Genomic DNA, 23,368 nt, shown 5'->3' on the forward strand with positions numbered 1-23,368 from the left:
TTGTCTATCCCGCACGAAGAGCGCTACGCGCCCGCATGTGTTCGAGGAGATGACGGCCGGAGCCCTCGACGTGCCGGGCGATGAGTTCAGCTGCCGCCTCGGCGTTTCCCGACTTCACATGCGCGATGAGCTCACGGTGTTCACTCAGGATGGCGGCCCGGCGGGCAAGCGTGAAATTGAACCGCCGCCCGACTGCGCGCAGCACTTCACGGTGCTTCCACCAGAGTTCGGCAGCATGACGGTTATAGTGCTTCTGGTACATCACCGTATGAAAAGCCGTGTCCAACTCACTGTGTTTGAACGGGTCGGCAAAATCGTTTTGCTCAATCAGATCCTGAATGCGCTCAAGTTCGGCAATGTCGTCAACGGTTGCCATCGTGACGAACCAGCGTGTCAATGCCGGTTCAATGAGGACACCAATCTCGTAGATATCGCGAACAAAGTCCTGATCGATCGGCCGGACGCGCGCACCCCGGTTCGGCACGAATGTGACGAAACCCTCTCCTCGCAAAAGCTGCAAGGCCTCGCGCACCGGGTTGGTGGACGTACCATGGCGCCGGGCGAGATCGGTCACCACCAGCCGCTCGTTTGCCGCCAGCCGGCCCTCGATGATGTCGTCCCTGATGATTTTGTAGAGCGAGGCCCCCTCGCTCGATGCTCCATCGGCATCGATGCCTTCAGGTGGTCCGGCTCTGAAATCGCTCGTCTCGTTCAAAATAATCCCCATCCAATACTCGGCTTACTCGCCTATCATGCAAATCGGCTTCAAACAATGTACGATTTTGCCGATTGACAGACATTCCTTGATCTGAAAACGTGCAATCCGTCTGATGGGATACACTGCTTGAGGAGGCGGCCCAGCGGACAGGAGCGCTCGCCGTGGACCGAGCGGCTCGGGAGAACCTGGAGGATACCCATGACGAGGATTTCACTCGGAGGTGCCGTGCTGCGCGGCACCGTCTCAACCGCTTTGCTGATGTCGATGATGTCTGCCTCAGCCTTGGGCGCATCGGTCGACCTGAGCAAGTGGTCACCCGACTATGTAAGGTCGATCGCCGGCACACAGGACTTCGATACCGCAGCGGACTGCAGCAAGGTAACACCCCTCGACTATAAGGGGCGGCTGACCTTCTGGTACCAGGGTATCTTCGAGGGAGATCCCGATTCACTTCGGCAATATTACAAGGACTTCTTCGCGACGTTCCGCAAGACCTACCCCAATATTCAGCTCGAAGAACAGGGACTGACCTACAACGATCTTCTCGACAAGTTCCGCACCGCGCTTCTCGGCAACGCCGCACCGATGGCCGTCCGCCTGCAAATCCTCGGAGGCGTCGAGTTCGCTGCCAAGGGTTACCTTCAGCCTTTGAAGCCAGAGGATGTCGGCTACAAGACAGAGGACTTCTGGCCCGGCGCAATGAAGGCCGTCAGTTGGGATGGCGTGCCTTATGGCATTCCGACCAATAACGAGACGATGGCATTCATCTGGAATGCCGACATATTCAAGCGCGCTGGCCTCGATCCCGACAAGGCGCCAGCCACCTGGGATGACGTCGTAAAATATTCCAAGCAGATCCATGACAAGCTTGGCGTGTCGGGCTATGGCCTCGTGGCCCGCAAGAACGCTGGCAATACGCCATACCGTTTTATGCCGCAGCTATGGGCTTATGGCGGTGGTGTCTTCGACGAAGCATCCGCCGATCCGACCTACAAGGAGGTCGAACTTGCCAGCCCTCAAAGCAAGGCGGCTTTGCAGGCCTCCTATGACATGTATGTCCGCGACAAGTCGGTTCCCGTTTCGGCGTTGACCAACCAGCAGGCTGACAATCAGCCGCTATTCCTTGCTGGCCAGCTGGGAATGATGGTTTCGCACCCGTCCGATTACGACGTCATGCTCGACCTGCAGAAAAAAGCAACGGCGACGGACAAGGAGAAAGCACAGACCGTTATCGACAACATGCGCTACGGCCTGATCCCGACCGGACCTGACGGCAAGCGTGCCGTGGTCTTCGGTGGCTCGAACATCCATATTCTCAAGCCGGAATATGTCGAGGGCGGCACGGTCGATGAACCCGCAGCCAAGGCGATCATCTGCATGTGGAGCAGCCCGGAATGGTCGCTGAAACTCGCCTATGTCGGATCCAACCCCGGGAACCTGAACGGCTTCAAGACGAAGTGGATGAAAGACCGGCTGGAAAAGATAAAGTTTCTTGACGTGACGACGTCCATGCTGCCCTACGGCATTCCCTTCCCAGCACTTCCGCAGTCACCGGAAATCATGAACATCATCGTGCCCGACATGCTGCAAAACGCGCTGACCGGGGCGATGACCGTTGACCAGGCCGCAGATGACGCGGCTAAAAAGGTCAAGGAACTGATGGATGGTGGCCTCTAGACAAGGTCCTTTGATCTTGGACCGGCTGCAGAGCGATCTGCAGCCGGCCTTCTTCCCACGGATGAGGGCTTTGCATAGTGACGATTTTGACCGGAAAGGCCGAAAACACTGGCCGGTGGCATAACCGTAGATCTGGAGTGATGCGCAGGGTTTGGGATCATCGCTTCGACTACGCGTATGTGCTGCCGTCGATCGCGGTGATGCTTATCGTGATCGCCTACCCCATATACTATACGATAGAACTGTCCTTCTTCAACACGCCGCCCGGTCTGCAGCTGCGCGACAAGATCTTTGTCGGCATCGACAATTATACCGCCATCCTGAAAAGCCCGGTGTTCTGGACGGTGACCAAGAACACGCTTATCTGGACGGTTGGGTCGACTTTCATCTCCTTCGTTCTCGGGTTTGCCTGTGCACTAGCGCTCCATCGCGACTTTGCAGGCAGAGCGATCCTGCGCGCAATCCTGATTATCCCGTGGGTCATCAGCGCAGTCGCCGCGTCTTATATCTGGAAATGGATTTATCATTCAGACTTCGGCGTGATCGGCGCGGTTCTGGTCGGCCTCGGTCTCGCAGACCGGCCACCCAACTTCATCGACAATGTCGATACCGTTCTGCCTTCTCTCATCATCGTCAATATCTGGCGCGAGTTCCCGTTCGCCATGATCATGATGATGGCCGCTCTTCAGACCGTTCCCGACCAATTGCTGCGCGCAGCAAAAGTAGATGGAGCCAATGCGTGGCAGCGGTTCTGGCACGTGACCTTCCCGCATGTCGGCAACGTTTCGATCGTAACGATCCTGCTTCTGGCGGTCGCCAACTTCAATTCGTTCATCATCCCATGGATCATGACCGGCGGTGGCCCGTCGAACGCGTCGCACATCTGGATCACCCACATCTACGAGCTCGCCTTCGGCCGCCAGCGGTGGGGCGTTGCATCTGCATATTCGGTCCTGCTGTTCCTGATCCTGATGTCGTTCGGTTACTTCTATGTCCGCGCGCTCAGCTCCAACGATAAAAAGGAAGCGGCCGAATGAGCACGATTGCACAGACCCGAGACGCGCCCAAGCCGCACCACCGCACGCGCGTCGATGCATGGCGATGGGGCGGGCGCATCTTCCTGCTCTTCATGCTGCTCTACACAGCCTTGCCGATGATTTGGATGTTGCTCACGTCAATCAAATCGGGCTTCGCAGCAATGCAGTTTCCGCCTCAATGGTGGCCGGATCAGCCGACGCTCGCCAGCTACCAGAAGCTGCTCGACCCGCAAAACAGCGTCGGCCAGGATTTCCTGCGTTTCTTCTGGAACAGCCTATTCGTCTCCACGGCGACGACCATAATGTCGGTGATCGTCGCTGTCCCGGCCGCCTACGCCTTCTCTCGCTTCTCATTTCCTGGACGGAACTTTCTGTTTTTTGCCGTCCTGCTTCGGAACATGTTTCCAGCGGTGATTTTTCTCGTACCGCTTTTTATCCTCATGCGGGCAATCGGGCTGGTCAACACCCACGGGTCCCTCGTCCTGACCTACCTCACCTTCGGCTTGCCTCTGGCCATCTGGCTCCTCAAAGGGTTCTACGACAACATTCCAATCCAGCTGGAACAAGCCGCGCGCATTGACGGGGCGACACGCTTTCAGGCCTTCGTTCTGATCGTTGTGCCGCTGTCGACGCCCGGGATCATCGCAACAGCGATCTACTCCTTCATCGGCGCCTGGAACGAGTACATTTACGCCTATACCTTCCTTTCGAAAAACGAACAGCTGACTTTGCCTGTCGGCATCCAGCGCTTCTTTTCGGAAAACACCACCGACTTTCCTGGCCTTATGGCGGCCAGCTTCATGATGAGCGTACCGGTTGTCGTCCTGTTTCTGCTTCTGCAACGATACTTCGTCCGCGCGCTGACAGAGGGCGCCGTCAAGCACTAGGGAGTTGCTCGTGGCCCATGTGGTCTTAAAGGATCTGATCAAAAATTATGGCAGCTTCAATGCTGTTAAAAGCGTTTCGCTGACGGTCAACGACGGCGAATTCGTCGCACTCGTCGGCCCTTCAGGCTGCGGCAAGACGACGACGCTCAACCTGGTGGCGGGGCTGACCTCGGTCACATCTGGCGATATCGTCATCGGCGATCGTGTGGTCAACGAACTCGACCCCAAAGACCGGGACATCGCAATGGTGTTCCAGAATTACGCTCTTTATCCGCAAAAATCCGTCTACAAAAACCTGGCGTTTCCGCTGCAGATGCGAAAACTGCCGAAGGACGAGATCGACAAGAAAGTCAGGGAAGCGGCCCGCGTCCTCGATATGACGCAGTTGCTCGAACGCAAGCCGCGGGAGCTGTCGGGCGGACAACAGCAGCGCGTGGCACTCGGCCGCGCTCTTGTTCGCGACCCTGCCGTGTTCCTGATGGATGAGCCGCTCTCCAACCTGGATGCAAAGCTGCGCGTTCAAATGCGCTCGGAGATCAAGCGGTTTCATCAGGATCTGAAGGCGACAATCATCTATGTGACGCATGACCAGCTTGAGGCTGTGACGATGGCAGACAGAATGGCGGTGATGAATGGTGGCTATCTCCAGCAATACGATACGCCAGCGCAGGTCTTTGCCAATCCCGTAAACATGTTCGTTGCCGGATTTGTCGGCAGCCCGGCGATGAGCCTGGTGCCCCTCGAAGCATCGACAGGCCAAGGAAGAGCTGTTTTGACCAGCGCGGAAGGCTGGCATCTGGAACTCTCCACAGCAAATGCTCGCAAGGTCGACAAGGCAAAGTCGAGGAAAGTCGTTCTCGGTGCGCGACACTCGACCATCAAACTGCACAAAAGTGCGGTTCCGGGAAGCGTGCCCGCCAAGGCCTATACCGTAGAGCCGACGGGAGACGTCACCTTCGTGCAAGCGTTCCTCTCCGGCGCGATCGTCAATATCAGCGTGCCGCCGGCTGTCGCGGTTGCGCCGGACGAACAGATCTGGCTCGAATTCGATCAGGAGCGGATCCATCTCTTCGACGGTGAAACAGAAATGGCCCTGAGAGCTGATTGACAGCAGGCGAATGCGCAACACGAGGCGTCGATGACGGCAAAACTCAAGATCACTGCAATCAAGCCCTATCCAGTATGGGTGGGCATTCGCAATCAGATGCTGGTCAAGGTCGAAACCGATCAAGGGATCTTTGGCTGGGGCGAAAGCGGCTTGAGTGGGCGCGAGCAAGCCGTCACGGGAGCGATCGAGCATTATCGCGAATTTCTGATCGGCCGCGACGCGATGCAGATCGGCCGGATCTGGCAGGAGATCTATCGCAGCCAGTATTTTGAAGGTGGCCGGGTTCTCCAGGCGGCGATGTCGGCGATCGATATCGCTCTTCACGATATCAAGGGCAAGGCCCTTGGCGTGCCGGTCTATGAACTGCTCGGCGGCAGGCAGCGCGAGCGCATTCCAACCTTTGCATCGACCGGTGACGAGGCCGAGGGGGCTGCCGCCATCGAGCGCGCGCGTGAATTGCGGGCACAAGGCTGGCAGGCAATCCGTTTCTTCCCGGCCGGGCAGGACAGCAAGGATATTTTCGAGCCGAGAGAATCAATTGGCCCAACGGCATCGATGCTGAACGAGGCACGCGAGGTATTGGGTGATGACGTCGTCCTCGGTATCGATTATCACCACCGCTTATCGGTGGCGGAGGCGGCGAGCTTCTGCAACAAGCTCGGCCGCGGTGTTCTTGATTTTCTTGAAGAGCCGATACGCGATGAAACACCGTCAGCCTATGAATCCTTGCGCAGAATGACGGATATCCCCTTTGCCATTGGTGAAGAATTTGCCAGCAAGTGGCAGTTCTTGCCGTATATCGAGCGCGACATTCACCAGTTCAACCGGATTGACGTCTGCAACGTCGGGGGGCTCACAGAAGCGATGAAAATCGCCGGCTGGAGCGAGGCGCACTACGTCGATTTGATGCCGCACAATCCACTTGGCCCGGTCTGTACCGCTGCGACAATCCATTTTGCAGCCGCTGTCGCCAATTTCGCTTGGCTAGAGACCCGGGCGCCTGAAGCCAGGCTCGGCTTTGACAATTCGGACTTCTTTCCAGTTCAGCCAAGACTGGACGGAGCAGACTACCCAGTCAGCGAACGGCCCGGGCTCGGCATCGAGGTAAATGAGGATGCCATTGCCGCCGAGAGCTTCCGCTTCTGGGAAGCGCCGCATCTGAGGCGCCGCGACGGTTCAGTCACCAACTGGTAATTACCAAACACTGGAGCCCCCATGACCAAGACAACGGATATTACGCGGCCCCCCAAGGAATTGATCGAGGCTCTGGAAGAAATCGGCGCGGCAACGATAGCGGGAACGCTTGGGCACATGGGATTTCGCAATCCGCACATGGTTGGCCCCGTTTCGCAGCGGCGAGGCAGATCGATCGTCGGACCGGCATTGACACTCCAGTTCATGCCCCAGCGGCCTGATCTCTTCAGCGAGGGCGAATACGCTGATCCGGAAACGCAGCTGCACCGCCATGTCCTCTATCACGTGCAGGAAGGCGACGTGGTCGTCGTCGATGCGCGCGGCGATATGAGCTCGGGTGTCTTCGGCGATATGATGTCGACCTATTTTAAGGGCCGCGGCGGCGCCGGCATCGTTATCGATGGATGCATGCGCGACAGACCCAACGTCGAAAAGCTGGACCTGTCGCTGTGGCTTCGCGGCTGGACGCCGAACTACCATGTTCAGACGAGCATCTATCCCAACGCAGTGAACGTACCGATTGCCTGTGGTGGCGTCACGGTGATCCCCGGAGACATCATCGTGGCGGATGATGACGGGGTGGTCGTGCTCCCCGTTGCCATGGCCTCAAAGGTGATCCAGGAATCAAAAACCCACCATGACTGGGAAGAATTCTCCCGTATGAAGCTGATGGCTGGCGGATCCCTGCAGCGATACTATCCGTTGCACGATGATGCTCGGGGCGAATACGAGGAATGGACCAGAACGAACACCCGGCGCTAGCGCGATCTGCGGAGGGTGCAGCAGCGAGAAACGGATCCTTCACCCAGTCCTGAGTCAAGGGGTGAGTTGCGGTCGGCTCTTCGTTTCCTGTTTTGCTGCTCGGAGGCCGCACGACAGCTAGTCTTTTCGCTCGTTTCCCGTCTCTGTCGATGGGTCACAGTTGCGTGGTACCGGCCGCTTTGTGGCTGGGAGATAGGAGCGCTGCCGTCCGATCGCGCATAGTAGGACTAAGGTCGATCGAGGCACAGCAAACGGACGGCTGCGTTTTCAGGTCTGCGTTTCGAACGGAGTATTGAAAAATGAAAACGCTACTGATGGCTGGTAGATCGGATTGGCATCGATAATCGCGACCGCGACACCGGGAATGGCCGACAGTCTGACGCTTACCGTCGGCGATCTTCACATAGGCTACAGGGATGGCGGCCGAGACCGGCGCGACTGGCGCCGCCACCATGCGCGCCACTACTACCGCCCTGGTCGTCGCTGCCGCGTGACCACTGTCCGGCATCGTTATCATCACCGCTGGGTCTATAGTGATAAGCGTATCTGCCGCTGGTAGACGACGGTTTGAGAAGCACCACATTGCTTTTTGCAAGGATGTTGCCGGCCTGGCAACCAACCTTACGTAGCGTCCAAGCCGCTTTGATTAATCCTAAGGGTCAGGCTGACAGCTCGCTTTTAAGCGTTCATCATGGCTATGGTTTGAAGGGCAATCCAAACCAGCTGCCTCGTCCTGTGCATCCACCTGTGCAGGGCGAGGCTTATTCCTCCCGCGTGCCGGCCACCCCAACCCCTGCGCTTCCACCGACAATGACCGACCCGGCAGGCGACCAGCGGTGTTGAAACGATCCCCGTTTTGCCGCCCGGACGAAAGGCTGATCGCCACCGTGGCCTGGGGCCCCTTGACACCTCGCGAGCCTTACGCTGGAAATGCGATGCCAGTGCGCGGCCGGAATGTCTGCGCCGATTTATCCTGCCGTTTGACGCCACTCGATTTTTTGCGATTACGATTGCCCATGAAGACATTGACCGGCCAGCGCATGCGCACATTACTGATGCATCTCGATCACTTAAGCTTTCGGCCGCCGCCATCGACTGTGGGACGGCGAACAACTCGCCTAGCTCTGCAAAATGATTTGATCGAAGTCATAGGAGACCTTTCCTTGGCCTACAGATGCCGGTTGACCGAGAAAGGCCTCGCAGCGCGCTCTGGGCTCGCACGCGATAGTCGCGCATCTTAGCTCCAACCGGAGCGCCTGCTTCGACCATTATGCGGATTGGGTCTACATTATCGGCGATCAATACCATCTTTGGCGCGGCTGGAAATGGGCAACGACCGGCTGGTGCGATAGCAATGACAGGAACGAGGACGCAATACGATCGTGCGGTTGCGTCTCTATATCCACTTGCATCTGCCTGTCGTGGATACTGATGGCAGAGCAAACTGAACGCCGCATTGGGCATGAGCAGGAGGCTCGCCCTTGTCCGCAAGCCTCCTGCGGTGCTTGATTGAGCTTACCGCGTGGCGCCCCACAGATAGGCGAGGCCGGCGACAATGCCGACTGCGGTCAGCGGGTTTTCGCGTACGGTCGCTTCAACATCGGCCCAGAAGCTTCGAGCCTCGGCACGGGCGGCCCTCGCCCCGTCTTTTGCAACCTGAGACGCCGCCTGTCTCACTTGACCAGCGTCACGCCTCAAGGACCGATCAGCCGGATCAGAGCTGGACTCCTCATCGGCCTGCAGCGCGCGCGCTGCCTCGCCTGGGTCAGCCCGGCCGGTTGGAATGGACGTTGTCAACGCGGATACGGGGTCTGACGCCGGAAAGGTGTCTTCAAGAGCTTTGTCGAGCTCGCCTTTTTGCGACCGTGAGCGTTGTGCCGCCTGTTCGCGAAGCAACGATTGGACGGCGGGTGAATCCTTGGGGTCTGCCATTGTGTTTTTCTCCCTGGTTGAAAAGAGCCAACTTAAAAAGCGGCTTTTCTGATTAGAAGCTGATCTTGGTCATGAACGCCGTGGGACAGAAGATGTTCATCCCTTCTCGTCATGGTTGTTGGGCAAATGAATTCCCTTTGCACAGAATTTCAATTCCGCCCGCAGCGACGCGGCGGTTCTTGCGTTGGTCTGCTTAGATCCATCGACTGACGGCTAACGACGGTCAGCGAAGTTCGTTCGACCCATCAAGAGAAATATCGCGGACTGCCGGCATGTCTATACGCATGCGGCGCCCTGCCGCCGAGACCGAGAGGCACTGGCTAGAGGGGCGCTAATCCTTTCATCGACCGGTTCGGCCGTCAGAAATCAGAGGGCCCAAAAATCACAATGACTGGTCCAAATCTCGTGGTAGCAACTCTAATCGGACGGGTCCGTGCTCTAGGGTCGTCAGGATTGGGAACGATGGCTTACGTGACCGAGCAGGCGTCCGGCTTGGCCCCCGGGCATTCTCACGTCACATCTTGCCTCATTTCTCGAACGACCGTGACGGCAATGGAACTGTGGTTGCCTGCAGATGTTTGGTAAGCGTCAAACAATAATGGAGCCCACGATGACAGATGACGCACGCCGGCCAACCCCGCCCTATCCGGAGCAGCAGCAAAGCCCGCCAGGCAAAACGAGGGCCATGGACCCGATTCCCGACCATGGCGAACAATCCTACAAAGGCGATGGCAAACTGAACGGCAAGGTGGCACTGATCACAGGTGCCGATTCAGGAATAGGCAAGGCTGTCGCGATCGCATTTGCCCGCGAGGGCGCCGACATTCTCGTCTCCTATCTGGACGTTGAAGAGGACGACGCGAAAGACACGGCAGAGTGGATTGCAAAGGCCGGCCGCAAGGCTGTGTTAGTCCCCGGCGACATCAAGTCCGAAGATCATTGCCGCTCCCTGGTTCAGCGCGCCGTCGACGAACTTGGAAGCATCGACATTCTCGTCAACAATGCCGCCTTCCAACGCACATATGCTGATATCGGGGACATCACCGCGGAGGAGTGGGACGAGACGTTTCGCACCAATATCTACGCCCCATTCTTCCTTTCCAAAGCTGCCGCTCAACACATGAAGGCCGGAAGTGCGATCATCAACACGACCTCGATCCAGTCGCGTCAACCCTCACCGCAGCTTTTGGCCTATGCGTCGACCAAGGGGGCAGTCCTGAACTTCACGGCTGGACTTGCCGAGATGCTTGCCGACAAGGGCATCCGTGTCAACGCGGTGGCGCCCGGTCCGATCTGGACCCCGCTCATTCCCTCGACAATGCCAGCCGAAAAGGCTGCCAAATTCGGCGAACAGACGCTGATCGGCCGCGCCGGGCAGCCAGCGGAATTGGCTGGCGCCTATGTCCTGCTGGCCTCCGACCTCGGCAGCTACATGACCGGCGCCGTCATCCCCGTGACGGGTGGCGAGGTAATGATCTAGATAGCAAGGCCAACTGACAGCGTCGGCTCAAGACGCTGTCAGCCGAAAGCCGCGCCGACCACGGGCCTCCTTCAGGAGTAGGCCCAACGCGAGCCAGATCGACAAAAGCCAGCTGATAACAATCGGTCCGCCTTCGCGGTCCACAAGCGATCTTTCTAAGCTTCAGGCGGAAAGCGGACGTTGATCGATGCAGGCGATGCGGCGATGCGGCGATGCGCCACGGTGACCGAGCCGCCGCCTAATGCAACGAGAGAAGCTTTTCGAAGAAAAACACACGTTCGGCGCCCGTCTGCGTTGCTCGCTCGAACACCACACGGTCGTCATGTCGAGACGATCCAGCATTTTTAAGCAAGGTGGTCAGCACCTTCGCCGGCGTTTTCGGGGTCACCGTGACTGCCAATGCCTTGGGGCCAGCCTCCAGTCTCGCCAAACCAAAGCGCGCCGCCGCAATTTGCAACCTGGTCAGCCGGAGCAAAATCAACAGGTCCTGAGGCGGATCACCGAACCGATCTTCGAATTCCTCTTCGAGATCGTCCACCTGCTCGATGGAGACCGCGTGCAGTAGGCGCACATGGAAATTGAACCGCACTGCCGGGTCCGACACGTAGTCGCGCGGGATGGAGCCGGAAACCCCGAGGTTGACGATCGAGCGCCGGTGATCCAACGCTTTTTGGCCACGCAGCTCCAACACGGCTTGCTCGAGGAGCCGTTGGTAAAGCCCGATGCCGATCGCCTTGATGTGCCCGCTCTGCTCCTCGCCGGCAACGTCACCTGCGCCGCGAAGGTCGAGATCTCGCATGCTGATGGAAAGTCCGGATCCGAGGCGATCGTTCTCGACAAGGGTAGATAGTCTCAACCGCGTTTCCTCCGAAACGTCGGCGCCCTCTTCGGTCACAAGGTAGGCAAAACCCTGCGCTCTCGCCCGTCCAACCCGACCGCGCAGCTGGTGGAGCTGCGCAAGCCCGAATTTATCGGCTCGCCAGATAAACATGGTATTGGCCAACGGAACGTCGAGGCCATTTTCGATGATATTGGTCGCCAGCAGGACGTCCCCGTCGCCGCTGGCAAAACCAACGATTGCTTCGTCAATGTCTCCGGCCGACATCTTCCCATGCGCGATCCCGATGGTAAGTTCCGGAACAATTGTCGCAAGGATTGCTTCGACTTCCCCGATGTCCTCGATCCTTGGGACGACAACGAAGCTCTGGCCACCTCGGCGAAATTCCCGCATCAGTGCCGTACGCATCGACGCCTTGTCAAATTGGCCAAGCGATGTTCTGACAGGCCGGCGTTTCGATGGCGCGGTGACCAGGAGATTGACCTCCTGGATGCCGATCATGGCAGACTGCAGAGTGCGTGGGATGGGGGTGGCGGACATCGCAAGTGTATGAAGCGCCGGCGCAAGTGCGCTCATCGCCCGCTTTTCTTTCAAGCCAAAACGGTGCTCCTCGTCAACGATTAGCAGACCAAGACGGGAGAAGGCCACGTCTTTCGCGAGAATGGCCTGTGTCGCGACAACAATGCTGATCTCGCCACTAACGAGCCCGGCCTTCACCGCCTTTGCGCCAGAAGGCTTGACCAGCCGCGACAGCATCGCGACCGAAACTCCTGTGTCACCAAAGCGGCGTTGGAACGTCGAGAAGTGCTGACGAGCCAGAACAGTCGTCGGCGCGATGACCACGACCTGGCCGCCGGCAAGAGCCACGGCCGCAGCTGCGCGTAACGCAATTTCGGTCTTGCCGAAGCCGACATCACCACAGATCAGCCGGTTCATCACCTGGCCTGAAGATAGGTCCGAAAGCACGGCCTTGATTGCGGCCAGCTGGTCCGGCGTCTCCGAATAGGGAAACCGGCGGGCAAACCGGCTATACTCCCCGCGTGGCGCAACGAACCTTTTGGCTTTTGCCGCGTGCCGCTCACGGGCAAGCTTCATAAGATGACGGGCGGTCGACCCGATGTCTTTAACGATCCTTGCCTGGGTCTTTCGCCAGGCATCTGTGTGTAGTCGCTCGAGGGTGACGGACCCGGCTTGCGAGCCATATCGCCAGATCTTGCCGAATTCTTCGGTCGGCACCAACAGGGAAGCGTCATCCCGGAACTGGAGCCGGGCAGCATCCCTTTCATGCCCTTCTATTGCGACGCGCTCCAGATCAGACAGGATCGAAATACCGTGATCTTCATGAACGACCACGTCGCCGATTTCAATCTCAGGCTCGATCAGCGCAGAGCCGGTTGACGGCAGGGAGGCCAAATCTTCGCTTGCGGGGATAAGGGCGAGGTCCCGGTCTTCATCCACGAAACCTTCCTCAACGTCGCTTTCCACCCTGATGAGGCTACCAGCGCGCGCCTTCAGGACCGCATCCCACGCCGTTGCCTTGTCGCAAACGCGCCCTGACGTCTTTTCAACCCGCTGACACAGCGCATCCAGCGAACGGCCGCGGCCCGCTATGACGACCTTTCGTCCCCTTTGCAGGTTAGCAAGAGCGACATCCTCGCGAAACCTTCGAGGGTTTCCGGCCTCTTTAGCGGGCGGCAAGGCATCGCCTCCCCTCACGTCAAGCTCGACAGTCGCAAGCGTCGCAATCTGTGCATTCCATTCGGCGCGATCAAGGTAGAGGGAGCAAGGATGTGAACCGTCGTGAGCCCGGAACCTGTCATCTGCCTGGAGGGCGTCATCGACGATGCCGAGATATTCACCAAGGCGTGCTTCTGCTCCGGGCGCGAATGCCACGCGACACTGTCCGAGAACATCGAAAACGGTCGGCATGGAATCGTAGAGTTGCAGGAGGGCGAGCTCCATGCTGCGAGACGGCCTCTCCTCATTTATCCCGTCATCGGCAGGGATTGCCTCCGATGCCGGACCAAAGACCATCTCGTCTTGAAGTTCGGTCGTCCTTTGGGTCGCGGGGTCGTAGGATTTGAGTTCGACGACCTCGTCGTCCTCGCTCAGAACGATCCGCATCGGCGCTGCCGCTCCCGCGGGAAATATGTCGATGACCTCTTCTCTGATTGCGAGCTCCCCAGGCTCATCGGCCACGGTTTCGATCGCATACCCCGTGGAGCGGACAAACGCTTCGAACATCTGCCTGTCGAGGGGCCTCCCCGTCCTGACTGCAAAACGACTGTTCCTTATGATGTCCAGGGGTGGGATCCGCTGAAGGACAGCATTGAGCGAGGTGATCAGCAACCTTGGTGTCCGGCTGGGTTCGCTCCAGACACTCAAGGCGTCCATCCGCCTTCCCATGCAATTGCGAGATGGGGGAACACGGTCATAGGGCAAGCAGTCCCATGGTGGCAGCTCGACGACGTCCAGGTCCGGAAACAGGCACCGGATCGAACGTGAGACGCGCTCCGCGGAGAGTTCACTCAAGGCAACGTAGCAGATCGACATGCGCGAGCTTTCAAGCAGGGCGGCAAGACGCGTCGCAACGAAGGCCGCCGGCGCCTTGCCCGGCGGACTTCTCTCGTCCGCGGACGGGAGTGGTGGCGGATCTGTGGCTTCGTATTCGGTAATGCGCAATGAAAATCTCGCTGTAAGGGGTCCGTTGCAAGAACAACGGATGCGGGTTGTTGTTCCGTGATCTGCTTCGTCAAAATCGCGTCGTTTCCAGGCTTGCCCGTCGCGCCTGCGGATTTCGTATCCCGTGTAAGCTTTCGTTCACGGCCCGATTAGTCGAACGTGTCAGGTATTGCACCAGCCCGGCGTTTCCCTGACCGTTTTCGAACGCGGAACTTTCCGTACGCGCCGTTGTTAGGCACCAGACGATAAAGTCGGACAATTGATGGGCATTGACGAGACTTCCACCACCGTGGCGTTTATCCTGGGCAACCTCCAGACGGACTATCGCCTGGCTTCGAGCGATAGCGGAACGATGCTGTATTCGGCTTCGCCATGCTCATAGCACCGTCAATCGTCAATTTTCCGCCCGCAGCGCGCTGGATCGTCCACGCGGTCGGCGTCCTTTCCATCGTGATCTCTCTGACCACGAGAACCCGCGCGGTCGGCACCGCATCTTGAGACAACAAGGAGACAGTGATGAAAGCACTCTGCTGGCATGGGAAAGGCGACATTCGCTGCGACAGCGTCCCAGATCCCAAAATAGAAAATGACCGAGACGCGATCATCAAGATGTCGGCCTGCGCGATTTGTGGGTCCGACCTCCATTTGATGGACGGCTACATCCCCTTCATGGAGAAGGGCGATATTCTCGGCCACGAATTTATGGGCGAGGTGGTTGAAGTCGGTCGCGGCAACAAGAAGCTCAAGGTCGGCGACAGAGTGGTCGTACCCTTTACAATTTGCTGTGGCGAGTGCTCGCAATGCCTAAAGGGCAACTGGTCAGTCTGTGAGCGAACGAACCGCAATGCCGAGAACGCCACGAAGGCATTCGGCTATCCGACAGCGGGGCTGTTTGGATATTCGCATCTAACGGGCGCCTACGCCGGCGGACAAGCCGAATATGTGCGCGTGCCCTACGCAGATGTCTCCCCTATAATCATACCGAACGGCATCTCTGACGAGCAGGCACTCTTCCTCGGCGACATTTTTCCGACCGGGTGGATGGCAGCGGCCAATTGCGAGATCGAGCCAACAGACATCGTTGCGATCTGGGGCTGTGGCCCGGTCGGCCAGTTCTGTATCAAGAGCGCACTTATGCAAGGCGCCGCCCGCGTCATTGCGATCGACAACGTACCAGAGCGTCTGGCTCTCGCCGCCGCAGCTGGCGCCAAAACGATCAATTTTGATGAAATCGAGGGTACCATCCCCGATCGCATCAAGGACATGACTGCTGGCCATGGCGCCGACAAATGCATCGATGCTGTTGGTGCTGAATCGCATGCAACGGCATCCTTTGATGCCATCGTCGATAAGGTAAAAGCCGCCACATTGCTTGGAACCGACCGCCCGCATGTTCTCCGGACCGCAATAATGGCATGCCGTCCTGGCGGTATCGTCTCAGTTCCCGGCGTTTATGGCGGGTTCCTCGACAAGATCCCGTTCGGAGCGGCAATGAACAAGGGCCTGACGATCAGAACCGGCCAGACGCATGTCAACCGTTACTCGCTCGATCTCCTGCGCCGGATCGAGGAAGGCGAAATTGATCCGAGTTTTGTAATAACCCACCGCGCGGACCTCGAACGCGGGCCCGAACTCTACGAGACGTTCCGTGACAAGAAGGACAATTGCATAAAGGTCGTTCTGACTGCATGAGAACCGATAATGGAAGCCAACGACCTCAAGGCGGCTTGCCGCAAGTTCGAACATGAGCACGGCGTGGAGGCGTTCCTCGACGCCATCGCCGGGATCATGCCGACCGGATGGCCGCTCATAGGCTGGAGGCGAATTTTTTCGATGATGCCGATCAGAGGGCCGACGCGCCCTCCAGCCGAGTGTTGATCTCGCCCGCGGCCTGGATCGCTGGCCTTCAGCCGGTCTGTTTGCTCTGAGCGCCGCTGTCGGGCCCGGCCAGCCCGAGGACGGGTTGCTCGCCGAGCGTTTCATTCTGAAAGATCGAAACTGCCCCTTCCCGTCCATCGAAGGAGCATTCGTTCCAGCGTGCAGGCGGAGGAACCGAGCCATGCGAGGCGGTCGCGAAGTGTCCGATAGGTGACATTTGCTGGCTGGAGCGTTGCGCAAGGTGGAGGGATTCTGTGAAATCCTACCGCACATTGCGCGAAGACCTGTCGTCTCCCATCGTGCTCGCCAACTAATGTTTTGGTCGCTCGTCCCGCATGGCGTCAGCGATTTCCTGAAGCAGCGGTAATCCGGAAAGCCGCTCAAGTGCCACAGATAGCTTTGGCTTCCAGTTCGGATAGGTGCCGCTCGTGCCCGGAATGTTGGTCGGTCGCTTTTCGGCCGTCATGTCGGCCAACCGAACCGCAGCAAGTACTGAGGCGGTCTTTGCTATGAAGCGATGTGCGCTGACGACCAGGTCTTTCAGCTTGTCGTCGTCGGCTCTCGGCGAAGGCAGGTGTTTGGGCGGGTTGGTACCCTCCTCTTTCAGCGCGACCTTCAGATCTTCTCGCTCATGCTGGCGTTGTTCTGCATGCGCTTTCGTCATCTCGGGTGGGACGATCCCATGTTCGGATCTGGCATTGATGTCCGCGCCACGCCACCAGCCTGCCAATGTCTGATGGTCGTGTGTGGAAATACAGGCGAGCGACAGACGCGGATATGCACCTGCCGGCGTGAAACCCTTCTGTCCCCGTTCATAAGACAGGATGCGATAAGAGAGGATATTGGCTTCAGCAAGATCCTCCTGCAGGCCTTCCGGCAGCATGCCGAGGTCCTCTCCGATCACCAGGCAACGGTAATTTGATGAGGCTTCGGCCAGAATCTGTAGCAGCTCGTTTTGCGGGTAATCCACATAAGCACCTTCGTCGGGCGTACTGTCGAGCGGGACGAGAAATAGCCGGCGCAGGGCTGCCGCATGATCGATCCTGATAGCGCCTGCGTACCGCATCGCAGCCGTTACCATTCGCCGAAATGGCGCGTTGTTGCCCGAAGCGATTTCTGCAGGATGATAGGCTGCCAAGTGCCAGTCCTGGCCCTGGGGAGCAAACGGATCGGGCGGACTTCCGACCGTTGCATCGGAGATGTAGTTGCCTTGTTCGCTCCAGGTTGCCGAGCCGTCAGTTGCTTCTCCGACAGCCAGGTCGAGGTAGAGACCGATACGCAGACCGGCGTTTTGCGCAGCGTCGGTGGCTTGTCTCAATTGGCGATGGCAAACCCATTGCAGCCAGATATTGAAGTCGATCTGGTCTGCATGCTCGTCGGCAAACCTTGCGACCTCTGCGTTCTCCGGCCGCTGATATTCCGCTGGCCAAGATGACCAACCCGCGCCGAGACCTTGATCAGCCATCACCGAGGACAAAGCGTCAAACAGCGCGTGACGGCGCAGGACCTCCCCACCCTCATCGACAAAGCGATCGAACGCTTGGCGATCTTCCGCTTGACGATCTGAAGAGGATCGCCAAGCCTGCCAGATGCGGCGCAAAACAGCCATCTTGGCCTCGGCCACCCCGCCGTAATCAACGAGATCGCTCGACCGCAACTGCCCTATCCGCAGATCGAGCTGCGGATCGCTTTTGAAGCCGGGGACATGGTCGACCGCGATGTACAACGGATTGAGCATCTGCCGGCTTGATGGCTCGTAGGGGCTGCACCGGTCAGGATCGGCAAGGAAAGGCGCATGCAGAGGGTTAAGCCCGATGAAGTCGGCGCCAAGCGTCCCGGCAAAGCGGATGATGTCGATCAGGTCCTGGAAGTCGCCAATGCCCCAATTGCGTTCAGATCGCAGCTCGTAAAGCTGCAAGCTGATGCCCCATACTCGATCGGTCAGAAGAAAATCCGGCAGAAAAGCGCGCGGGATGGCTTTGCTGGAAGCTTTATGGGTGGCATGCCGCCCAAGGCACTCGGCATCGCTGTCGACGCAGACGCCGAGCGCCGCAAGGATTTTTCGCTTCGTGTCGTCGCTAATCGCAACGTCCCCATTGTCTGGGCCTGGCCTTTTGAGGCTGATCCCGTGTTCTGTTGCCAGCTGGTTGAGACGCGCATTCGAAGGAGCGTCACTTTCTTTACGGGAGACCATGCAGATTTAACCTCCAGCTTGGGCAATGCCGACGGTAACAGCCCAGGGTGCCAGTGTGTCTTCGGTCGACGATCCGATCGAAAAGATCTGTTTCGCCGCCGACGATGTCGAAAACCGCGCCGGGTGGTCCGAGAGGTTGGCAACTGCACACAGCGTCAAGCCATCGTTAAAGACCCATTCGACAACAGTCACGCGGCCCTCCTGCCGAAACGAAGAGCCAATTGGGCCAACGGTTTCCAGCAGCGGAACGATCCGGTCATGCCGCAGAGCAAGAAGTGATCGATAGAACGCCAGCATTTCGGCGCCGGCCGCACCGGTGAGCTCAGACCAGTCAAGTTTTGACGCGTCAAACGTCGACTTGGCTGTCGGATCGAGTAAATCATCGGCATCGAAGCCAGGAAGACGGGATAATTCCTCTCGGCGGCCCTGTCTCACCTTTTCGTTCAAGTCTTCGTCGAAGTCGCAGAAGTAAGGGAACGGCTGGCGCGCGCCCCACTCTTCACCCATAAACAGCATAGGGATCTGCGCTGACAGCAAATAGAGAGCTGTGACTGCTTTGAGCGGCTCCAGCGGCCGATAGGTGATCATACGGTCGCCAAGCGCCCGATTTCCAATTTGGTCATGATTTTGGATGAATGATATAAACGCGGTCGGAGGCAGGTTCGAAGTCGGCTTGCCCCGGCTCTCGCCACGATAGGGCATATGTTCGCCCTGGAATACGAAGCCTTCAGCAAGAGCGAGCCCGATCTTTAAGGGGTCATCGGCATAATCCTGGTAATAGCCGAAAGTTTCACCGGTCGCGGCAATATGAAGGACGTGATGTACATCATCATTCCACTGGGCGGTGAATTGGACGGCCCGGCCATTCTGATCCCGCTCCAGAAGATCGCTGTCGTTATCTTCGTTCTCGACGATTAGATGAACATGCCGACCGGCAGCGATGGCTCGGACACGACGGGCAAGCTCATGGAGAAGATGCTCCTCGCTGTCGTCCTTGATAGCGTGTACGGCATCCAGCCGCAGCCCGTCGAGCCTGAATTCCTTGATCCAGTAAACCGCGTTCTGGATGAGGAATTCGCGAACTGCTCTTGATCCGTCACCGTCATAATTGACCCCGTTGCCCCACGGGGTCTTGTGGCTCTCGGTAAACAGCGGTGCGTAGTTCGGAAGATAGTTCCCATCCGGCCCGAAGTGGTTGTAGACAACGTCGAGGAAGACGCCAATGCCGCGTTCGTGTGCAGCATCGACCAGTGCCATCAGGTCTTCGGGGCGGCCATAGGTGCTGTCCGGCGCGTAAGGGAGAACACCATCATAGCCCCAGTTGTACCGGCCGGGAAAATCGCTGATCGGCATGATCTGGATGGCGGTTACACCAAAAGCTGCCAAGTGATCGAGCTTGGTGATCGCGGCCGCGAAAGTTCCCTCCGATGTGAAAGAGCCGACATGCAGCTCGTAGATCACCATCTCTCCCCAAGGACGGCCTGTCCAGGCATCGGTCTTCCAGCGATGTCGTGACAGATCGATGATCTCACTCGGCCCATGCACGTCCTGAGGCTGGTATCGCGAGCCCGGATCCGGCACCTCCAATCCATCCGGCAAGACGAAGGTGTAGAGGGCACCGGGCCTGACACCATTCACGCGACAGCGATGCCACCCGTCTGCCTGCCGCTCCATCAGCTGCGGCTGAAGACCTTCCAGGTCGACCAGAACTCTGTCTTTCAAAGGCGCCCATAGCCGAAACTCGACACCATCCTCATAGATCAGCGGGCCGAACGCGTATTCGATCACGACATCATCCTATCTTGTGAATTCATAGCTCCGGCAGGGTGACCTGATCTCATCCGACAACATGCGGGTGGCGAACCTGACATCGCCCAAGACGGCACCAAGCTCCGTATGCCAGCGGCCTTGGCGGATAAGTTTATCGATGGAAGCATTCAGGTCTCCAGGACTGCGAGCGGACTTACAACTAGAAGCACGGATCGAAGTTCCACGACGGGACTGTCCGTACGGTCAAGAACGTTAAGAAGCTGAATGCGCGGCTCTGGTTGCAACGGCGGCGGATGGGGGAAAGACATACCGTTTTTCATCGTCATGGCGGGGCGCGACGGGCGACATCTTGAGCTCAAGCGCTGAAAAGATGCGTGGGATGCGGCCGTCAAAGTTACGGAACAAATGCTTCGAACACGCATTGTTTTTTCGATCTCTGCAACCGGCGGCGCCGCCACGGGCGGAGCAGCACGCGCCAGAAAGCTGGCCGACAAGGAGGATATTATGGCAACGAATTCGACCAAGACACTCGACGATCTCTTTCTCGACACCCTCAAGGATATCTATTTCGCGGAAAAACAGATCCTGAAAGCTCTGCCGAAGATGGCGCGCGCTGCGCAATCCGAGGAAGGCAAGGCTGGCTTCCTTCAGCATCGTGATGAAACACAGGGCCAGATCGACCGCCTGGAGCAGGTGTTCGAGATCCTTGGCAAGCCCGCGCGCGGCAAGACCTGCGAAGCCATCCAGGGCATTATTTCCGAGGGCGAAGAGATCATGGAAGAATTCAAGGGATCGCCTGCTCTCGACGCTGGTCTCATTTCGTCGGCTCAGGCTGTTGAACACTATGAGATCGCACGCTATGGCACCTTGATCGCATGGGCCAAGCAGCTTGGCCTAAAGGACGCCGTTGCCCTGCTGGAGGCTAATCTTCAGGAGGAGGAAGCAACTGATCAGAAGTTGACGCACCTCGCCGAGGCGCAGGCCAATCCTAAGGGCAAAGGTTCCAAAGCTGCTTAATTTGGGCAGTTTCGCCGAGAAGGCCGCCTCGTGAGGCGGCCTTTTCCTTTTTACGCAACCTTGACAGCAGCGTTAGTAACGGACCGTCCCAATTCAAAGGAACTGAGAGATGGAATGGCAAGGCAGACGTCAGTCTCAAAACGTCGAGGATCGCCAAGGCGAAAGCGGCGGGCTCAACGATAGTGCATTCGGTCGGGGCGGCGGGTTCACCTTGCCGATCGGACGCCGCGGTGGCGGGCTGAGCATCGGCACGATCATTTTTCTCGTCGTGATCTACTTGGTTTTCAAAGCAATGGGCGTCGACCTTCTTCAGGTGCTGGGGGAAGCCAACTCTGACGGATCGGGATACGAGCAAAGCGAGCGTCAGAACGCGGGGGCGGGGCAGACCCCTGCCAGCGACCAGATGACAGCATTTATGAAGACAGTCCTTGCAGAGACTGAAGATACCTGGCAGGGCATTTTTCAGTCACAAGGCCTTTCGTATGAGGATCCGAAGCTTGTACTCTTCCGAGATCAGACGGAATCCGCCTGCGGCGCGGCGTCGGCTGCGACCGGGCCGTTTTACTGCCCTGAAGACCGGAAAGTCTATCTTGATACCGCCTTCTTCGAGGAACTCAGCAATCGCTTCGGCGCCATCGGTGATTTCGCTGAAGCATACGTGGTGGCTCACGAGATTGGGCACCATGTACAGAACCAGCTCGGCATTCTCCCGAAGTTCAACCAAGCCCGAGAACAGATGAGCGAAAGCGATGCGAACAAGATGTCGATCCGCGTCGAGCTTCAGGCGGACTGCTTTGCGGGCATCTGGGGGAAATACACACAGCAGAAAGGCATCCTCGATGCAGGCGACACAGAAGAGGCTTTGAACGCCGCACAGCAGATCGGTGACGACACACTGCAAAAGCGCACGCAGGGCTATGTCGTGCCGGACAGCTTCAACCACGGCACCTCCGCTCAACGTGTAAAATGGTTCAAGCGAGGGTTCGACAGCGGTCAACTTTCATCTTGCGACACCTTTTCTGGACCAGTCTGATGCAAAATTGCCTGAGATCGTCGTCAAGTGATCGTCCGCAAAAGCCGGTTCCTGCCATCGCAAGCTAAGGGGGGTCAGTGCTCCTGCTTGTCGGCCGTGACTTAAAGGTCTGAGGATGAACCTTCTGTGATCTTTTCCATTGTGTCGAAAACCTCATCGGGCGTGACGTCTTGCTGGAGCTCTTCGATCTCGTGCTTCCTCTAGGTCGAGGCCAAGCTTGTCGGCGATCGCGGCGACCATTGTCAGAAGCTGTGTCGTCTCATGTTCGGCAAGCAGCGAAATTTGCAAATTGAGGTCCGCCCTTTTGTCGTCTGCCTCTGCCATGCGATTCTGGCTGATCATGACAAAGGTCGAGATGAAGATCGCCTCCACCGACGCCACCATTGCCAGAATGACCAGAGAAGGGTCAAAAGCGGGAAGAAGCGGAAACACCTGTACATTGATCAGGGTCCACCCGCCGAACAGGACCGCGTGGGGGTAGACGAAGATCATGGACCCGGCGAAGCGAGTAATCGCTGCTGCCGCGCGGTCCTGGAAGGACGCCGCGCGGGCCTCCTGGCGCCGTCTCAGCAAAAAAGGGCTTTAACGAGCACCGGTCGCGCATGCAACCCGGTCTTCGATGCGCCGCGATCAGCCTCGGATGAGGTTGCCATGGAAGCTCTTTGCTCGCACTCGAGCTCGCGCAAGAGGGCGCTTGACCAACAATGGGAAGCGCCCTCGTTCGGTTCGATGATCGTAGTCAGGTACAGTCTGGAACCTCAGTGAAAATCTGCGTGAGGCCGATCAAGCGGTCCGCCTGACCATTCGCGCCAGAGCGATCAAAATACAGGCACCGATAAAGCCAGCGATCAGGTAGCCCAGCCAGCCGCCGAGGACGACGCCGAAAAGCGAGAGAATGAAGTTGGCGACAATAGCTCCGACGATACCCAGAATGATGTTCATGATGACGCCCATGTTGCTCTTCATGAACATCTCTGCGAGCCATCCGGCAATGCCGCCGATGATGATTGCCGCGATCCAGCCAATGCCTGCGTCTTCCATGGAGACTTCCCCTTCGATGAGATTGATATGAGCTTCCAAACGCCGGAAGCAGGCACTTAACATCAGCGGAGACACTTTGTTCCGCGACATGGATTGACGCTCACAACCGCGCCTCCGCGA

General features: G+C 58.1%; 17 protein-coding genes and 1 pseudogene. 11 read left to right on the forward strand and 7 right to left on the reverse strand.

What is annotated here, in order from left to right; genetic code table 11:
• Positions 1-4 precede the first annotated feature (4 nt).
• Entirely contained in the window at positions 5-715 is a 711-nt protein-coding gene (locus tag ACODR6_RS22430) for a GntR family transcriptional regulator (RefSeq protein ID WP_112716169.1), read from the reverse strand.
• A gap of 201 nt (positions 716-916) precedes the next feature.
• Between ACODR6_RS22430 and ACODR6_RS22435 the strand changes: the two genes are divergently transcribed.
• The 6 genes from ACODR6_RS22435 (at position 917) to ACODR6_RS22460 (ending at position 7,383) form a co-directional block, all read left to right on the forward strand.
• On the forward strand, positions 917-2,395 hold the full coding sequence (locus ACODR6_RS22435) for an ABC transporter substrate-binding protein (RefSeq protein WP_203431211.1): 1,479 nt from the start codon (positions 917-919) through the stop codon (positions 2,393-2,395).
• Between the two features lie 77 nt (positions 2,396-2,472).
• Positions 2,473-3,432, forward strand: a complete 960-nt coding sequence (locus ACODR6_RS22440; RefSeq protein WP_203431212.1) for a carbohydrate ABC transporter permease — start codon at positions 2,473-2,475, stop codon at positions 3,430-3,432.
• Positions 3,429-4,319: a carbohydrate ABC transporter permease gene (locus ACODR6_RS22445; protein WP_203431213.1), complete on the forward strand. Its 891-nt coding sequence runs from the start codon at positions 3,429-3,431 to the stop codon at positions 4,317-4,319. Before ACODR6_RS22440 ends, ACODR6_RS22445 begins: the two co-directional genes overlap by 4 nt.
• Positions 4,320-4,329: 10 nt before the next feature.
• Positions 4,330-5,427, forward strand: coding sequence for an ABC transporter ATP-binding protein (locus tag ACODR6_RS22450; RefSeq protein WP_203431214.1), 1,098 nt, complete (start codon positions 4,330-4,332; stop codon positions 5,425-5,427).
• A gap of 30 nt (positions 5,428-5,457) precedes the next feature.
• Positions 5,458-6,621: a mandelate racemase/muconate lactonizing enzyme family protein gene (locus ACODR6_RS22455; protein WP_203431215.1), complete on the forward strand. Its 1,164-nt coding sequence runs from the start codon at positions 5,458-5,460 to the stop codon at positions 6,619-6,621.
• 21 nt (positions 6,622-6,642) lie between these two features.
• Positions 6,643-7,383: a ribonuclease activity regulator RraA gene (locus tag ACODR6_RS22460; protein WP_449099000.1), complete on the forward strand. Its 741-nt coding sequence runs from the start codon at positions 6,643-6,645 to the stop codon at positions 7,381-7,383.
• A gap of 1,515 nt (positions 7,384-8,898) precedes the next feature.
• Here ACODR6_RS22460 and ACODR6_RS22465 read toward each other — a convergent pair.
• Entirely contained in the window at positions 8,899-9,315 is a 417-nt protein-coding gene (locus ACODR6_RS22465) for a hypothetical protein (protein WP_489024587.1), read from the reverse strand.
• Between the two features lie 610 nt (positions 9,316-9,925).
• On the opposite strand from ACODR6_RS22465, the gene ACODR6_RS22470 reads away from it, so the two are divergent.
• Entirely contained in the window at positions 9,926-10,795 is an 870-nt protein-coding gene (locus ACODR6_RS22470; protein WP_203431217.1) for an SDR family oxidoreductase, read from the forward strand.
• A 238-nt stretch (positions 10,796-11,033) separates the two neighbouring features.
• Here ACODR6_RS22470 and ACODR6_RS22475 read toward each other — a convergent pair whose 3' ends face one another.
• Complete coding sequence (locus ACODR6_RS22475) at positions 11,034-14,315, reverse strand: DEAD/DEAH box helicase (protein WP_449099001.1); 3,282 nt, start codon at positions 14,313-14,315, stop codon at positions 11,034-11,036.
• Positions 14,316-14,831: 516 nt separating this feature from the next.
• On the opposite strand from ACODR6_RS22475, the gene ACODR6_RS22480 reads away from it, so the two are divergent.
• Positions 14,832-16,007 (forward strand): zinc-dependent alcohol dehydrogenase, encoded by a 1,176-nt coding sequence (locus ACODR6_RS22480; protein WP_203431218.1) that lies wholly within the window; start codon positions 14,832-14,834, stop codon positions 16,005-16,007.
• A 9-nt stretch (positions 16,008-16,016) separates the two neighbouring features.
• Positions 16,017-16,193 carry a hypothetical protein gene (locus ACODR6_RS22485; protein WP_203431219.1) on the forward strand — a complete coding sequence of 59 codons (177 nt, stop codon included), beginning with the start codon at positions 16,017-16,019 and terminating at the stop codon, positions 16,191-16,193.
• A 310-nt stretch (positions 16,194-16,503) separates the two neighbouring features.
• Here ACODR6_RS22485 and malQ read toward each other — a convergent pair whose 3' ends face one another.
• Together malQ and treZ are read right to left on the reverse strand one after the other, a co-directional pair.
• Complete coding sequence (gene malQ / locus ACODR6_RS22490) at positions 16,504-18,387, reverse strand: 4-alpha-glucanotransferase (RefSeq protein ID WP_489024591.1); 1,884 nt, start codon at positions 18,385-18,387, stop codon at positions 16,504-16,506.
• A 6-nt stretch (positions 18,388-18,393) separates the two neighbouring features.
• The gene (treZ, locus tag ACODR6_RS22495; protein ID WP_449099003.1) at positions 18,394-20,175 is read right to left on the reverse strand and encodes a malto-oligosyltrehalose trehalohydrolase; all 1,782 of its coding nucleotides are present in this window, start codon (positions 20,173-20,175) and stop codon (positions 18,394-18,396) included.
• A 486-nt stretch (positions 20,176-20,661) separates the two neighbouring features.
• On the opposite strand from treZ, the gene ACODR6_RS22500 reads away from it, so the two are divergent.
• On the forward strand, positions 20,662-21,174 hold the full coding sequence (locus ACODR6_RS22500) for a YciE/YciF ferroxidase family protein (protein WP_203431630.1): 513 nt from the start codon (positions 20,662-20,664) through the stop codon (positions 21,172-21,174).
• A gap of 109 nt (positions 21,175-21,283) precedes the next feature.
• Positions 21,284-22,207, forward strand: a complete 924-nt coding sequence (ypfJ, locus tag ACODR6_RS22505; protein ID WP_203431222.1) for a KPN_02809 family neutral zinc metallopeptidase — start codon at positions 21,284-21,286, stop codon at positions 22,205-22,207.
• 101 nt (positions 22,208-22,308) lie between these two features.
• On the opposite strand, the pseudogene ACODR6_RS22510 reads toward ypfJ, so the two are convergent.
• Positions 22,309-22,780: pseudogene (locus ACODR6_RS22510) on the reverse strand (DUF1003 domain-containing protein).
• Between the two features lie 210 nt (positions 22,781-22,990).
• Positions 22,991-23,248, reverse strand: coding sequence for a GlsB/YeaQ/YmgE family stress response membrane protein (locus tag ACODR6_RS22515; protein ID WP_203431223.1), 258 nt, complete (start codon positions 23,246-23,248; stop codon positions 22,991-22,993).
• Positions 23,249-23,368 lie beyond the last annotated feature (120 nt).

Source organism: Rhizobium sp. FG96, assembly GCF_057808655.1.